Origin of the sequence: Acinetobacter lwoffii (assembly GCF_029024105.1) — a bacterium.
Taxonomy (GTDB): domain Bacteria; phylum Pseudomonadota; class Gammaproteobacteria; order Pseudomonadales; family Moraxellaceae; genus Acinetobacter; species Acinetobacter lwoffii.
Map to the genome: position 1 here is coordinate 20,461 of NZ_CP118963.1, position 14,937 is coordinate 35,397.

Sequence of the window (14,937 nt, forward strand, 5' to 3'; positions counted from 1 at the left end):
ATATAAACATAAAAAATGAATAATCGTATTTTTGAATCAAATTAATAATTTTAATCCGTTTTAAGTATTGGTAAAAAAATTGCATCATACTTCTATTAACAGCGACCTTGTTCAGAGGAGAGAGCCGAACCGGGTTGCTGTTGCCCTATTTTAGAATTGCTTTTTTCAAGCTGAGTATCCCCAAAACTCAGCTTTTTTTTGCCTGTTTATTTATTAGACATAAAAACGATTAATATCTAAGCAATAAAGTCTTTCACAATAGATGAACTTTTGATTAATATTTATTCCAGATTCTATCGCTGTAGTTTCTTCTTATTTTGAAATGTGTTTTCGTGGCTTATCCTGTTCTCTAGATAAGCCTTTTTTTGTCCAGAATTTACCTTTTTTGAATTTGTTGGAATCAGTCGTCTCTATTTTAGCGGTTTGTAAGATAAAACTTACAGCTTGGATAGTGAATGTCCGCTTCATGAGAGCAAGTTGATTCGATAGGATAATTTGTGTAGAGAACAGGATGTTCTGGTTGAATTGCTGAGAAGCATAAGCGAAGTGGAAGTTCGTTTAACATAACCCTCTGCAAAGGCCCTAAAGAAATTTTCTTTAGGGTCTTTGTCTATCTGGCAGCTACCTTTTTCATTAAAAAAGCCCAGTCTGGGCTTTTAATAGAGAGGGTGATTCAAGTCTTAGTCACGACGATCCCGTGAACGTTGTTCCTGATGGCGTCGGTTGTCATTCCAGCGTTGATTAGAACGATTTTGCTGGACTTTTTTACTGCGCTGATCTGTTGCACGTTTACGCTCCAGATCCTGACGACGCTTGCGTTCTGCTTCTGCCTGTTTTTGCCGTTGCGTCATGATATTTTTACGTTGCTGTTCATGGCGCTGCCGTTCCAGTTGGCTTTTACGTCGATCAAGCTCTAACTTTCTTTTACGATCCTGCTCCCAATTGCGACGTTGTAATTCCTGTTTACGTCGATCGAGTTCAATACGTTTGTGTTGCTGTTCATATTCCCAGCGTTGCCGCTCATAGCGACGATCTTGTTCATAATGCCGGTCCAGTTCATAGCGACGGTCATAACGCTGATCATAGCGGCCGTCATAATAGCCACCATCTTCAGGAAATGCGACGCAGCCTACAGCTAAAAATGCAGTCGCCAAAGACAGAGCTATAATTTTTCTAGCCATAGGCATCCTCCCGATTTGTAATAAAAAATATACTTAAGCTCGCAAAAGTACGTCAAAAATAACCTTTAAACGGTCAATGATATCTTTTATAAATGAGGGTAACGTATCGAGTAGAAGCTATATGTACATTGATATTAAGACTTATATAAGAATATGGTCACTGAAACACTAATCGTGTAGAAACTATGAAGAATTAAGAGAATAAGGACTAAAAATAATGACTGTGAATCCTCCGGTTCTGAAAAGTGTGATGGAAAAGGGACAAGGGACGGCAGCGCGTATGCTGGACCGCTTACCTGGCATTGCACAGGAAGCATTGGTCAAGGCTCTGGATTATCCTCATGTTTATCCTGATTTAGATCCATTGGTTAAATGCCTGATGGCCATCCAGATAAAACAGGGGCATAGCAGTTTTATTAGTGAGGATCTGGCTCATTCGCGCACATTGTTTGATGCACGTATGAAAGCCATCCGGGCTAGACCGACCGCGGTCAAATTTGTTGAAGAGCTCCGCCTTCCTCTACAGAGTGGCAGCATCTTTGCCCGGCATTATCATCCAGCTCCACAAAAGAAGTTGCCGATGGTGATTTTTTATCATGGCGGTGCATTTATGGTGGGCGGTCTGGACAGCCATGATGAATTCTGTCGCTTGCTGGCAGTACATGCCAAAGTACAGGTGCTAAGCGTAGCTTATCCGCTGACGCCAGAATTTAGCCCCTTGCAGATGGTACAAGTCTGTGAAGATGCCTTGGCGTGGGCACATCAGCATAGCAAGCAGCTAAAAGTCTATAAAAACCGGATTGCCGTGGCAGGGGACAGTGCGGGTGGAAATCTGGCTACTGTCGTGGCACAGCGCAGTGCAGGCAAATCTTATGCTGCACGAGCGCAGCTTTTGCTTTATCCGGCGGTCGACTTTAAAAGCCGCCATCCTTCTTTCTATGCCTATAAAGATGGACTGGTACTTTCAGAGCAGGATATTGATCTGGTGACCTTAATGTATGCCCAAACCCATCAGATTGAACTGGATGATCCGCTGATTTCACCGACCTATGGTGAATTGCAAAACTTGCCGCCAAGTTATGTGATTACAGCACGTCATGATGTCCTGCATGATGAGGGTTCAATCTATGCACACAAGTTGCGTCAGAATGGTGTAGCTGTTCATTATGATGAATATACCGATCAGGCCCATGGTTTTATCAACCTGACCCCGATCTCCCGCCGTGCCAAAAAATATGTGATTGAGATCAGCAAGAACTTCCGCAAATTCTGGGACAAAAATAGTTAAATCGAAAGCATAAATGCAAAAAGGTGTTTCTCATGAAACACCTTTTTTTATAGATAGGTTTTTATCAGTTCTTATACTTTGCTGCTGATCTGCGCTTCAGGAAAGATCAGATTGAATTTGGGGACATAAAAGCTTTGCAGCAATTTGGCTTTGGAAAAGTCTGGAAATATATTCTCGGCATCTTGCCATTCTACTTGCGAGAGTTTGGAGAGGTGACCGCGAAACTGTGGACTAAACTGAAAACGCTGGCCTTTCCAGGCTTGCTGGATTTTCAACATAGACGCTGGAATATGATGACTATTAATATAGAACTGGCGTGCAGATTTGGTTTTCTTCAGCCGAATCGTCATATGCTGGTTCTGGTGTTGAATCTGACACAGTACTTCCTGATCCTTTTCCTGCCATTCAAATTGCGCATGTTCTTTGGGAATGCCCCATAAATGCTGACCGTGTACCACAGACTCATGGGTAGACACATAAATTTTAGGAATCGAGCTGAGGCGCCGTTTACTAATTAAAGGATGATCCAGAATCAGTAACTCTTCATAAGGGCCAATCGGCGAAGTGTGATAACGCACCAATAAGACTTGGACCATACGACCCAGCGGAGAAGGCGCAATACGGAACTGTTTCGCTTGCTCAATAAAGCTTGGGGTCAGCCAATAATTCAGAATAAAACCCTCACCCTGCAAATGCCAAGGTGGAAACTGGTGGATATTTTGCTCCTGTAATAATGCATGCTTCATTCTTATTCTCTTGTCTTTAGTCGGCAGGTCACTGCATTATGAGTTATAAAAGATTAATATATAGTCATTCACAACCATTACTTCTAAGTAGATGAGTTAATAAATGTTAAAGAAATCATTATGTGTCATCGCACTTGCTGCGGTCAGTCTACCAAGCTTCGCTGCAAATACGATTATTGAGATGAAGACTTCATCTGGAAATATTGAAATTGAACTCTTCAATGACAAAGCTCCAATCTCGGCAAAGAACTTCGAAAGCTATGTAAAGAGCAACTTCTATAAGGACACGATTTTTCACCGCGTCATTCCAGGCTTTATGGTGCAGGGTGGTGGCTTTGATGTGAACATGCAAGAAAAAGCCAATACTCAAGCACCCATTAAAAATGAATCATCGAATGGTCTGCAAAATAAACGCGGTACTTTAGCCATGGCGCGTACCAATCAGCCGGATTCTGCCCGAGCACAATTCTTTGTGAACCTGGTCGATAATGATTTCCTGGATCGTTCTGCTAGAAATGCCGGCTATGCGGTATTTGGTAAGGTCACTAAAGGTATGGATATCGTCGATCAGATTGCTAAAGTACCGACCCGAAACTATGGAATGCATCAAAATGTGCCGGTGAACCCTGTAAAAATCACCAGTGTGACGATTAAAGCACCAGTCGTGAAAAACTAGGCATAGAATAAAGCAGAAATATTTAATTTATATTTCTGTTTTAAAAATATGTACTTATGTAATGAATTGTATGGAATTGAACCAATTTGGTGCATAAAAATAAAACACTCGTGATTCCTGTGCGTTAAAAGCGCTTGCACGTGTAAGAAATTGCCCTATAATGAGCACATACCGACGAGATAGACGGAAACGAACGAAGCAGAATGGCGGAGTTGTTGAGTTTATCGAAGTCCAGCTTCTGGCACTGACGAGGTGTTGGAAAGATCATTAAGAGATTATGAAGAACAACTTGTGTGGATTTTTACTGGTTGATCGATCGAAATTATTTTCATTGATTGATGGTAGAAATTACTCGAAGTTTATTTGAGAAATATTTGTCAGAAAATTGATGAGCCAAGATTGGCACCCTTTAAAGGTGCTACTGATTTTAAACTGAAGAGTTTGATCATGGCTCAGATTGAACGCTGGCGGCAGGCTTAACACATGCAAGTCGAGCGGGGAAAGGTAGCTTGCTACCTAACCTAGCGGCGGACGGGTGAGTAATGCTTAGGAATCTGCCTATTAGTGGGGGACAACATCTCGAAAGGGATGCTAATACCGCATACGTCCTACGGGAGAAAGCAGGGGACCTTCGGGCCTTGCGCTAATAGATGAGCCTAAGTCGGATTAGCTAGTTGGTGGGGTAAAGGCCTACCAAGGCGACGATCTGTAGCGGGTCTGAGAGGATGATCCGCCACACTGGGACTGAGACACGGCCCAGACTCCTACGGGAGGCAGCAGTGGGGAATATTGGACAATGGGGGGAACCCTGATCCAGCCATGCCGCGTGTGTGAAGAAGGCCTTTTGGTTGTAAAGCACTTTAAGCGAGGAGGAGGCTACCGAGATTAATACTCTTGGATAGTGGACGTTACTCGCAGAATAAGCACCGGCTAACTCTGTGCCAGCAGCCGCGGTAATACAGAGGGTGCAAGCGTTAATCGGATTTACTGGGCGTAAAGCGCGCGTAGGTGGCCAATTAAGTCAAATGTGAAATCCCCGAGCTTAACTTGGGAATTGCATTCGATACTGGTTGGCTAGAGTATGGGAGAGGATGGTAGAATTCCAGGTGTAGCGGTGAAATGCGTAGAGATCTGGAGGAATACCGATGGCGAAGGCAGCCATCTGGCCTAATACTGACACTGAGGTGCGAAAGCATGGGGAGCAAACAGGATTAGATACCCTGGTAGTCCATGCCGTAAACGATGTCTACTAGCCGTTGGGGCCTTTGAGGCTTTAGTGGCGCAGCTAACGCGATAAGTAGACCGCCTGGGGAGTACGGTCGCAAGACTAAAACTCAAATGAATTGACGGGGGCCCGCACAAGCGGTGGAGCATGTGGTTTAATTCGATGCAACGCGAAGAACCTTACCTGGTCTTGACATAGTAAGAACTTTCCAGAGATGGATTGGTGCCTTCGGGAACTTACATACAGGTGCTGCATGGCTGTCGTCAGCTCGTGTCGTGAGATGTTGGGTTAAGTCCCGCAACGAGCGCAACCCTTTTCCTTATTTGCCAGCGGGTTAAGCCGGGAACTTTAAGGATACTGCCAGTGACAAACTGGAGGAAGGCGGGGACGACGTCAAGTCATCATGGCCCTTACGACCAGGGCTACACACGTGCTACAATGGTCGGTACAAAGGGTTGCTACCACGCGAGTGGATGCTAATCTCAAAAAGCCGATCGTAGTCCGGATTGGAGTCTGCAACTCGACTCCATGAAGTCGGAATCGCTAGTAATCGCGGATCAGAATGCCGCGGTGAATACGTTCCCGGGCCTTGTACACACCGCCCGTCACACCATGGGAGTTTGTTGCACCAGAAGTAGGTAGTCTAACCTTAGGGGGGACGCTTACCACGGTGTGGCAGATGACTGGGGTGAAGTCGTAACAAGGTAGCCGTAGGGGAACCTGCGGCTGGATCACCTCCTTAACGAAAGATTGACGATTGGTAAGAATCCACAACAAGTTGTTCTTCATACGATGTATCTGAGGGTCTGTAGCTCAGTTGGTTAGAGCACACGCTTGATAAGCGTGGGGTCACAAGTTCAAGTCTTGTCAGACCCACCAAATCTGACTAACGAAGCATGAAAGTGCTGAAGCAAACAGAACAGAACGATACATTGACTTATTGATAAGCTGGGGACTTAGCTTAGTTGGTAGAGCGCCTGCTTTGCACGCAGGAGGTCAGGAGTTCGACTCTCCTAGTCTCCACCAAATTTCAAGATCATAAAACTTAAAGCACTGCTTTAAGGCTTTTACTTGAAATTTAAGCAAGAAGCTACGCTTCGCGCAGTATGTAAGCATACAGTGATGAAGTTGTTTAGTTCCTAAGCGATCAAGTGTTTAGATCCTAGAGATTAGCAAGTACAAGCGTTATGATACGCGCACTTGATAATCTCTGTGATTTATCACAGTTTCCTGACCTGACGAAGGCTGGAAAAATCATTAACAGAATATATTTGAGTTGAAATAATTTGTTCAAACTCGTTTTTAAGATCAACACTAACAGTGATTTATTACTGTGATGTGAAGATTAAGGAAATGAGTTCTAGCGAAATTAACTGAATCAAGCGTTTTGGTATATGAATCTAATTGAAGCTGTACAGTGCTTAAGTGCACAAACGCCAACTGTATGAGTGAGTCGCAAGACAAGCTCTGTTGCTTATCCTACTTGTAAGGATAAACGACTGTTTGGGGTTGTATAGTCAAGTAATTAAGTGCATGTGGTGGATGCCTTGGCAGTCAGAGGCGAAGAAAGACGTGATAGCCTGCGAAAAGCTCCGGGGAGGCGGCAAATATCCTGTGATCCGGAGATGTCTGAATGGGGAAACCCACTTACCATAAGGTAGGTATTGCAACATGAATACATAGTGTTGCAAGGCGAACGAGGGGAAGTGAAACATCTCAGTACCCTTAGGAAAAGAAATCAATTGAGATTCCCTCAGTAGCGGCGAGCGAAAGGGGAAGAGCCCATTAAGTCATATAAGTTCTAGTGGAACGCTCTGGGAAGTGCGACCGTAGACGGTGATAGTCCTGTACACGAAAGGGCTTATATGATGATGTCGAGTAGGGCGAGGCACGTGAAACCTTGTCTGAATATGGGGGGACCATCCTCCAAGGCTAAATACTCCTGACTGACCGATAGTGAACCAGTACCGTGAGGGAAAGGCGAAAAGAACCCCTGTGAGGGGAGTGAAATAGATCCTGAAACCGCATGCATACAAGCAGTGGGAGCCGGCATTGTGTCCGGTGACTGCGTACCTTTTGTATAATGGGTCAGCGACTTATATTCAGTAGCAAGGTTAACCGAATAGGGGAGCCGTAGGGAAACCGAGTCTTAATAGGGCGTTTAGTTGCTGGGTATAGACCCGAAACCAGGTGATCTATCCATGAGCAGGTTGAAGGTTGGGTAACACTAACTGGAGGACCGAACCCACTGTCGTTGAAAAGCCAGGGGATGACTTGTGGATAGGGGTGAAAGGCTAATCAAACTTGGTGATAGCTGGTTCTCCCCGAAAGCTATTTAGGTAGCGCCTCGGACGAATACCATTGGGGGTAGAGCACTGTTTCGGCTAGGGGGTCATCCCGACTTACCAAACCGATGCAAACTCCGAATACCAATGAGTACTATCCGGGAGACAGACTGCGGGTGCTAACGTCCGTAGTCAAGAGGAAAACAATCCAGACCGCCAGCTAAGGCCCCAAAATTATAGTTAAGTGGGAAACGATGTGGGAAGGCATAGACAGCTAGGAGGTTGGCTTAGAAGCAGCCACCCTTTAAAGAAAGCGTAATAGCTCACTAGTCGAGTCGGCCTGCGCGGAAGATGTAACGGGGCTAAAACTATATGCCGAAGCTGCGGATGCATAATTTATTATGCGTGGTAGGGGAGCGTTCTGTAAGCCGATGAAGGTGGATTGAGAAGTCTGCTGGAGGTATCAGAAGTGCGAATGCTGACGTGAGTAACGACAATGCGAGTGAAAAACTCGCACGCTGAAAGACCAAGGGTTCCAGTCCAACGTTAATCGGGGCTGGGTGAGTCGACCCCTAAGGCGAGGCCGAGAGGCGTAGTCGATGGGAAATTGGTTAATATTCCAATACTTCTGTGTAATGCGATGAGAGGACGGAGAAGGTTAAGTCAGCCTGGCGTTGGTTGTCCAGGTGGAAGGTTGTAGGCATGTATCTTAGGCAAATCCGGGGTACTCTATGCTGAGAACTGATAGCAAGCTGTACTTGTACAGTGAAGTGGCTGATACCATGCTTCCAGGAAAAGTCTCTAAGCTTCAGTTACACAGGAATCGTACCCGAAACCGACACAGGTGGTCAGGTCGAGTAGACCAAAGCGCTTGAGAGAACTCTGCTGAAGGAACTAGGCAAAATGGTACCGTAACTTCGGGAGAAGGTACGCTGTTGTCTGTGATAGGACTTGCTCCTTGAGCGGCCGACAGCCTCAGAAACCAGGCCCCTGCAACTGTTTATTAAAAACATAGCACTCTGCAAACACGAAAGTGGACGTATAGGGTGTGATGCCTGCCCGGTGCTGGAAGGTTAATTGATGGGGTTAGCGTAAGCGAAGCTCTTGATCGAAGCCCCAGTAAACGGCGGCCGTAACTATAACGGTCCTAAGGTAGCGAAATTCCTTGTCGGGTAAGTTCCGACCTGCACGAATGGCATAATGATGGGGGCGCTGTCTCCAGCAGAGACTCAGTGAAATCGAATTCGCCGTGAAGATGCGGTGTACCCGCGGCTAGACGGAAAGACCCCGTGAACCTTTACTGCAGCTTGACATTGAACTTTGATCTTACTTGTGTAGGATAGGTGGGAGGCTTTGAAGTCGCGACGCTAGTTGCGATGGAGCCGTCCTTGAAATACCACCCTGGTAATATTGAGGTTCTAACTCTGTCCCGTTATCCGGGACGAGGACCATGTCTGGTGGGTAGTTTGACTGGGGCGGTCTCCTCCTAAAGAGTAACGGAGGAGTACGAAGGTGCGCTCAGCGTGGTCGGAAATCACGCGTAGAGTATAAAGGCAAAAGCGCGCTTAACTGCGAGACCCACAAGTCGAGCAGGTACGAAAGTAGGTCTTAGTGATCCGGTGGTTCTGTATGGAAGGGCCATCGCTCAACGGATAAAAGGTACTCTGGGGATAACAGGCTGATACCGCCCAAGAGTTCATATCGACGGCGGTGTTTGGCACCTCGATGTCGGCTCATCTCATCCTGGGGCTGAAGCAGGTCCCAAGGGTATGGCTGTTCGCCATTTAAAGAGGTACGCGAGCTGGGTTTAGAACGTCGTGAGACAGTTCGGTCCCTATCTACCGTGGGCGTTGGAAATTTGAGAGGATCTGCTCCTAGTACGAGAGGACCAGAGTGGACGAACCTCTGGTGTACCGGTTGTCACGCCAGTGGCATCGCCGGGTAGCTATGTTCGGAAGGGATAACCGCTGAAAGCATCTAAGCGGGAAGCCTACCTCAAGATAAGATTTCCCCGAGACTTTATGTCTCCTAAAGAGCCGTTGAAGACTACGACGTTGATAGGTTGGATGTGGAAGCATAGTGATATGTGAAGCTGACCAATACTAATTGCTCGTGAGGCTTGACTATACAACACCCAAACAGTTGTTGTACGAACTTCGAAAGAAGTGAGGATCAATTGATTCGATATTCAGCAAAACAGCTTGATTCATAAGCTCGTTAGTATGACAATATTCAACTCAAATAAAACCTGTTAATGAATTCTATTTGGTAGAAAGCAAGGCATCTCAATAAGACCTAGCAAGTATCCATAAACAGTTGTGCTGGCGACCATAGCAAGAGTGAACCACCTGATCCCTTCCCGAACTCAGAAGTGAAACCTCTTAGCGCTGATGGTAGTGTGGGGTTACCCATGTGAGAGTAAGTCATCGCCAGCTCATTATTCGAAACACCCCCTGTCATTTGATAGGGGGTGTTTTTTTATGCGCGGGTTTTAGTCAAATAATTGTTGAAGTGTTGAGTATTGATTAAAAACTGGACTCATGGGTTTAGAATTTTAAGGAATAAGTAAGACTTTAGTCGGATATTGCATGAAAAGTAGCTGTGTTGAACTAAGTTGTTGCGAAGACATGGCGATAAGAATCATTAAAAATAATAAATAAGAGTTAGGGTCATGTGTCGTGCTGAAAACAACGAAAAAAACTCACAGGAGGTGAGTAAAAATGGCAGAAAACATGAACAGAGTAGCAAACACGGTAAGTGTGAATGATCTGATTGATCAGGCAAAATTCACTAAATTTCACTTAAGCATTGTATTGTGGTGTTTGTTTATTGTCCTATTTGACGGATATGATTTAGCAATTAACGGTGTCGTTCTGCCTCTACTTATGCAAGAGTGGGGTATGAGTGCTGTTCAAGCAGGCATGCTTGCAAGTACAGCACTCGCTGGCATGATGTTTGGAGCCATGCTGTTTGGGATGCTTGCAGACAAAATTGGTCGTAAAAAAGTTATCTTGATTTGTGTGTCTTTATTTAGTGCTTTTACATTTTTAGGTGGATTTACCACTAATCCAACAGAGTTTGGTATTTTACGTTTTATTGCTGGTTTAGGGATTGGTGGTGTATTACCAAACTTAGTCGCTTTAACGTCTGAATATGCACCTAAACGTTTAAAAAGCACACTGGTAACCACCATGTTTAGTGGTTATGCCGTAGGCGGTATTATGGCTGCATTATGCGGTACATGGTTTACACCAAGTTTTGGTTGGGAAATTATGTTCTTCATTGCAGGTATTCCATTACTTTTTGTTCCATTTTTTTGGAAGTTCTTACCTGAGTCTTTAACTTTCCTCGTTAAAGAACAAAAAGTGAATGAAGCACGTCGCTTTATAAAGCAAGTCGAGCCAACTGCAGACATACAAGCAGATACTGAACTTGTTCTAGCTAGCGCTGATCAAACCCAAAGTGCATCAGTAAAAGCTTTATTTACAGAAAATCGTGCCACAGGAACATTCTTATTTTGGATTGCTTTCTTTATGTGCTTACTCATGCTTTACGCACTTGGAAGCTGGCTACCAAAACTTATGATGGCCGCGGGATATTCTTTAGGTAGCAGTTTAATGTTCTTATTAGCACTGAATATTGGTGCCGTGATCGGAACCATTAGCGGTGGTATTTTGGCAGACCGTTTTGACTTTAAACCTGTTCTTATGAGTATGTTAACTGTCGGTGTACTGTCTTTGGTTGGTTTGGGCTTTAATTCTCCAACCCCTGTTATTTATTTACTTGTCAGTTTAGCAGGTGCCTCATCTATTGGTACCAGTATCTTGTTATATAGCTATGTTGCTCAATACTATCCTGTTGCAGTACGTTCTACTGGTATTGGTTGGGCTTCTGCTGTAGGGCGTACAGGTGCAATCGTTGGCCCAATCGTGATTGGTATGCTGCTTGGGATGGAGTTACCACATAAATGGAACTTTATCGCAGTTGCAATGCCAGGTATTATTGGCATCATCGCTATTTCAATGATTCGTAAGCCACAACCTGGTCGCGTTATGGTGAAAAAATTAAAAACAGCCAAAATTTAAACTCTCGTAATTGACCTACTCAGTTAAAAAGCTCCTTACTTAAAGGGGCTTTTTCATATCTTTAGTATGAAATTAAATCAATATTCAATTGGTCAAAAGAATAAGCGGATTAAAAGAGCTTAAATATTGGGCGAATTAAAAAATAAATATCAATTATTCAAAAGTTTATATTAGTAATAGTGTGACATATCACGCAAATAAATGACCTTTCGGTGAGCATAGCAGAATATCAATTAGTCTTATTGTGCCTTAAATCCCGCTTGCGTATATTGCCTGACATTGAAGATTGACTTCAGTCTTCAACAAGATGTTATGGACAAGTACTCATGGGAGATGAGAACGATGACAACGGAAAAAATAGATGTAAATTCTGTAGTCGATAATGCGAAATTCACGCCTTTCCACTTCAATGTAGTTGCTTGGTGTTTACTCATTATCTTATTTGATGGCTACGATCTCGCAATCAATGGTGTAGTTTTACCGTTATTGATGCAAGACTGGGGCTTAAGTGCAGTGCAGGCCGGAATGCTTGCAAGTACCGCACTGGCTGGCATGATGTTTGGTGCGATGATCTTTGGTTCCCTCGCGGACAAGATCGGCCGTAAGAAAGTGATCATGATCTGTATTGTATTATTTAGTGGTTTAACTTTTGCCGGCGGCTTTGCTTCAAACCCAACCGAATTCGGTATTTTACGTTTCCTTGCCGGTCTTGGTATTGGTGGCGTAATGCCAAACCTGGTGGCATTGACTTCGGAATATGCCCCACAAAAAATGCGTAGTACGCTGGTGACCACCATGTTTAGTGGTTATGCGGTAGGTGGCGTAATGGCTGCGTTATTGGGTTCATGGTTTACCCCAAGTTTTGGTTGGCAAATCATGTTCTTTATCGCGGGTATTCCACTGTTTTTGTTACCAGTGATCTGGAAATTCCTGCCTGAATCTCTCGCATTTATTGTGAAACAGAATAAGCAGCCAGAAGCTCGTCGTATTGTACGTCGCTTGGCGCCAAATCTGACAGTTACCGAGAATACAACTTTCACTTTGCCACAGGAAAATGTGCCTGAAGCAGCCAACGTGGTGAGCTTGTTCCGTCGTGGTCGTGCGGTCAATACTTTACTGTTCTGGGTCGCGTTCTTCACTTGTCTGTTAACCATGTATGCACTGAGCAGCTGGTTACCGAAGTTAATGATGGCAGCGGGCTACTCGATGGACAACAGTTTGATGTTCATGATGGTGATGAACGTTGGTGCGGTTGTAGGTATTGTCGGTGGTGGTATTCTTGCGGATCGTTTCCACTTGAAACCGGTACTGATGTTCCTGGGTATGATGGGTGCGATTGTGATGAGCTCAATGGGCTTTGCATCTAACCAATTCTTACTTTACATCCTAGTATTCTTGGCGGGGGCAGCGTCGATTGGTTCGCAAATGTTGCTGTATAGCTATGTGGCGCAGTTCTACCCACTTGCGGTACGTTCGACAGGTATTGGCTGGTCTTCTGCGATCGGTCGTATGGGCGCGATTGTAGGGCCGATCCTGATTGGTGGCTTACTTGGTATGAATCTGCCTGCTTACTTTAACTTTATGGCAGTTGGTTTACCGGTTCTGATTACTGCAATTGCGGTTGCGTTGATCATGCATGACAATGAGTCTGAAAAGATTGGTTCAATTGAACCCGCAGTGTCTAAAGCTTAAAGCTAAGTTTTTAAATAAGAAGCCTCCGAAAGGGGGCTTTTTTATTTTTGAGATATTATATATTTTGTTTTTAATATTTATTTTTGAAAATTAAAAACATGGAAGAATTGAAATATATTTATATACAGAATATTGAACAAGCATTATCGCGTTTAAAAGTTACAAAAGAATTTTTAGAAATTTATTTAAATTCCTCAAAGCAAGCTTATTTAGAGTCTGCAATACTTCAGTTGAGGAAAACTTTAGAATTATTAGCTTTTGCTGCTATAGCTCCAAATAAAACAGAGTATGCAAAATTTAGGTTAAAAGCTGAAAGTCGTAATGATTACCGTAAAGATTATAAAGCTAGCACTATTGTCAAAATATTAAAAAATATCAATAAAGATTTTTATCCTATTCCTTTATCAGAACCCTTTCTTGTCAAGGAAGGGTATTATCACTTTGAAAGACAAAAAGAGAATTTTTTAACGATTAATAATTTCATCAGATTGTATGACAAATTAGGTAAATATCTTCATGCAGATAATCCATGGGGACATGATAAAAATTTAAAAAATTTTGTTGATACATTACCTAAAGAAATTAAAGCAATAGAATCATTATTGTCATTGTATTTTACAACTATAAGAACCGATAATTTTATCGGTGTATGGGTTATCAAAACTACCAGTGATCCTATCTCAGTTGAGGTTACGGTAGGTTATGCTAATGAAGATTTTTCAATTAAATAACTTGAAACGGATAATTTTATGAAACTCAACTCATTCTCCCCAATCCTTGAAGATGATGAACTGCATCTTCCTGAACTGGTGTACTGGGCTTCTTTAGGCGATGTTGAACAGGTCGAGCAAGGCTTACAGAAAGGTCTGGACGTTAACTCTGCCGACGAAGAAGGCTATAGTGCTTTACAGGCCGCTGCTGAAAATGATCATCTGGAAGTGGTCAAACTCTTGGTCAGCAAGGGTGCTGATATTGCACATCGCAGTCCTAATACTGCTTTAGAATTGGCCGAAATGGCCGGAAATAAAGACGTTGTGACTTATCTGAAAAGTCTGGCCGGTGGTGTCTGAATATAAAAAAGAACCTCAAATTTGAGGTTCTTTTTTATGGTATGAGCTTAGGCAGCATCACCTTCAAGCTCTTTTAAGATCGCTTCATTGAAAGCCGGTAAATCATCCGGATTACGTGAAGTAATCAGTACCCAGTCGCCAGTATTGCAGCGGTGAACCTGTTCATCGACCCATTTTCCACCGGCATTTTCCAGATCCAGCTTGATGCTCTTATATGAAGTCAGATTCTTGTCTTTGATACGCTGTGCATCAATCAAGGTCCATGGCCCATGACAGATCGCGGCAATCGGTTTGTGATTATCGGCAAAATGCTGAATGATTTTTTGCGCATCCTGATTGATTCTCAAGGTATCCGCATTGACTGTACCGCCGGGAATCACCAAAAGATCATAATCATCCAGATCGACGTGTTCAAGACTGGTATCCGGCGTATATTGGGTGGCAGCTTTGGTATCACCTTTGACCGTCGCGACATCTTCATTTTTTTCGGCAGCATGAATCACTTCAAAACCTTTGGACTTTAGAAAATTTAAAGGCTCAGTGAGTTCATCATGTTCAATGCCTTGATTAGATGTAATAAAGAGGACCTTTTTTACCATGATTGCTGTTCCTAAAAAATGCGAGGATTTTTAGCTTAACAACAAGGGGATTCTTACAATGTTGGAGTTTTAGCTCGGAACTGTTAAGCA

9 protein-coding genes, 2 tRNA genes and 3 rRNA genes are annotated in these 14,937 nt (G+C 43.6%); 11 read left to right on the plus strand and 3 right to left on the minus strand.

Annotation, left to right across the window (positions count from 1 at the left end; all coding sequences use genetic code 11):
• Window positions 1-680 precede the first annotated feature (680 nt).
• Complete coding sequence (locus PYW33_RS00080; protein WP_004647115.1) at window positions 681-1,181, minus strand: hypothetical protein; 501 nt, start codon at window positions 1,179-1,181, stop codon at window positions 681-683.
• A gap of 217 nt (window positions 1,182-1,398) precedes the next feature.
• Here PYW33_RS00080 and PYW33_RS00085 point away from each other — a divergent pair, with 217 nt between their 5' ends.
• Window positions 1,399-2,469, plus strand: a complete 1,071-nt coding sequence (locus PYW33_RS00085) for an alpha/beta hydrolase (RefSeq protein WP_004647114.1) — start codon at window positions 1,399-1,401, stop codon at window positions 2,467-2,469.
• 71 nt (window positions 2,470-2,540) lie between these two features.
• On the opposite strand, the gene PYW33_RS00090 is transcribed toward PYW33_RS00085, so the two are convergent.
• Window positions 2,541-3,215 carry an acetoacetate decarboxylase family protein gene (locus PYW33_RS00090; protein WP_004647113.1) on the minus strand — a complete coding sequence of 225 codons (675 nt, stop codon included), beginning with the start codon at window positions 3,213-3,215 and terminating at the stop codon, window positions 2,541-2,543.
• A gap of 103 nt (window positions 3,216-3,318) precedes the next feature.
• Between PYW33_RS00090 and PYW33_RS00095 the strand changes: the two genes are divergently transcribed.
• The 10 genes from PYW33_RS00095 to PYW33_RS00140 all read left to right on the plus strand — a co-directional run bounded on the left by PYW33_RS00095 (window position 3,319) and on the right by PYW33_RS00140 (window position 14,248).
• The gene (locus PYW33_RS00095; protein ID WP_004647112.1) at window positions 3,319-3,891 is read left to right on the plus strand and encodes a peptidylprolyl isomerase A; all 573 of its coding nucleotides are present in this window, start codon (window positions 3,319-3,321) and stop codon (window positions 3,889-3,891) included.
• Window positions 3,892-4,320: 429 nt separating this feature from the next.
• Window positions 4,321-5,858, plus strand: a 16S ribosomal RNA gene (locus PYW33_RS00100).
• 60 nt (window positions 5,859-5,918) lie between these two features.
• A tRNA-Ile gene (locus tag PYW33_RS00105) sits at window positions 5,919-5,995 on the plus strand.
• Window positions 5,996-6,066: 71 nt separating this feature from the next.
• A tRNA-Ala gene (locus PYW33_RS00110) sits at window positions 6,067-6,142 on the plus strand.
• 489 nt (window positions 6,143-6,631) lie between these two features.
• A 23S ribosomal RNA gene (locus PYW33_RS00115) occupies window positions 6,632-9,528 on the plus strand.
• 193 nt (window positions 9,529-9,721) lie between these two features.
• Window positions 9,722-9,836, plus strand: a 5S ribosomal RNA gene (gene rrf, locus PYW33_RS00120).
• Together the 16S, 23S and 5S rRNA genes with 2 tRNA genes alongside form the textbook arrangement of a ribosomal RNA operon.
• A 285-nt stretch (window positions 9,837-10,121) precedes the next feature.
• Window positions 10,122-11,486 carry an MFS transporter gene (locus PYW33_RS00125; protein ID WP_004647701.1) on the plus strand — a complete coding sequence of 455 codons (1,365 nt, stop codon included), beginning with the start codon at window positions 10,122-10,124 and terminating at the stop codon, window positions 11,484-11,486.
• A 342-nt stretch (window positions 11,487-11,828) separates the two neighbouring features.
• Window positions 11,829-13,178 (plus strand): aromatic acid/H+ symport family MFS transporter, encoded by a 1,350-nt coding sequence (locus PYW33_RS00130; protein ID WP_004647700.1) that lies wholly within the window; start codon window positions 11,829-11,831, stop codon window positions 13,176-13,178.
• Window positions 13,179-13,276: 98 nt separating this feature from the next.
• The gene (locus PYW33_RS00135) at window positions 13,277-13,909 is read left to right on the plus strand and encodes a hypothetical protein (protein WP_004647699.1); all 633 of its coding nucleotides are present in this window, start codon (window positions 13,277-13,279) and stop codon (window positions 13,907-13,909) included.
• Window positions 13,910-13,927: 18 nt separating this feature from the next.
• The gene (locus PYW33_RS00140; RefSeq protein WP_004647698.1) at window positions 13,928-14,248 is read left to right on the plus strand and encodes an ankyrin repeat domain-containing protein; all 321 of its coding nucleotides are present in this window, start codon (window positions 13,928-13,930) and stop codon (window positions 14,246-14,248) included.
• Between the two features lie 47 nt (window positions 14,249-14,295).
• Here PYW33_RS00140 and PYW33_RS00145 read toward each other — a convergent pair whose 3' ends face one another.
• Window positions 14,296-14,847, minus strand: a complete 552-nt coding sequence (locus PYW33_RS00145; protein WP_004647697.1) for a type 1 glutamine amidotransferase domain-containing protein — start codon at window positions 14,845-14,847, stop codon at window positions 14,296-14,298.
• Window positions 14,848-14,937: the final 90 nt, after the last annotated feature.

Excerpts from the sequence above, each read along its gene's own strand:
- PYW33_RS00095 (WP_004647112.1), top strand. The coding sequence starts at position 3,319 with ATGTTAAAGAAATCATTATGTGTCATCGCACTTGCTGCGGTCAGTCTA.
- PYW33_RS00080 (WP_004647115.1), bottom strand. The coding sequence starts at position 1,181 with ATGGCTAGAAAAATTATAGCTCTGTCTTTGGCGACTGCATTTTTAGCT.
- PYW33_RS00085 (WP_004647114.1), top strand. The coding sequence starts at position 1,399 with ATGACTGTGAATCCTCCGGTTCTGAAAAGTGTGATGGAAAAGGGACAA.
- PYW33_RS00145 (WP_004647697.1), bottom strand. The coding sequence starts at position 14,847 with ATGGTAAAAAAGGTCCTCTTTATTACATCTAATCAAGGCATTGAACAT.
- PYW33_RS00140 (WP_004647698.1), top strand. The coding sequence starts at position 13,928 with ATGAAACTCAACTCATTCTCCCCAATCCTTGAAGATGATGAACTGCAT.
- PYW33_RS00130 (WP_004647700.1), top strand. The coding sequence starts at position 11,829 with ATGACAACGGAAAAAATAGATGTAAATTCTGTAGTCGATAATGCGAAA.
- PYW33_RS00125 (WP_004647701.1), top strand. The coding sequence starts at position 10,122 with ATGGCAGAAAACATGAACAGAGTAGCAAACACGGTAAGTGTGAATGAT.
- PYW33_RS00090 (WP_004647113.1), bottom strand. The coding sequence starts at position 3,215 with ATGAAGCATGCATTATTACAGGAGCAAAATATCCACCAGTTTCCACCT.
- PYW33_RS00135 (WP_004647699.1), top strand. The coding sequence starts at position 13,277 with ATGGAAGAATTGAAATATATTTATATACAGAATATTGAACAAGCATTA.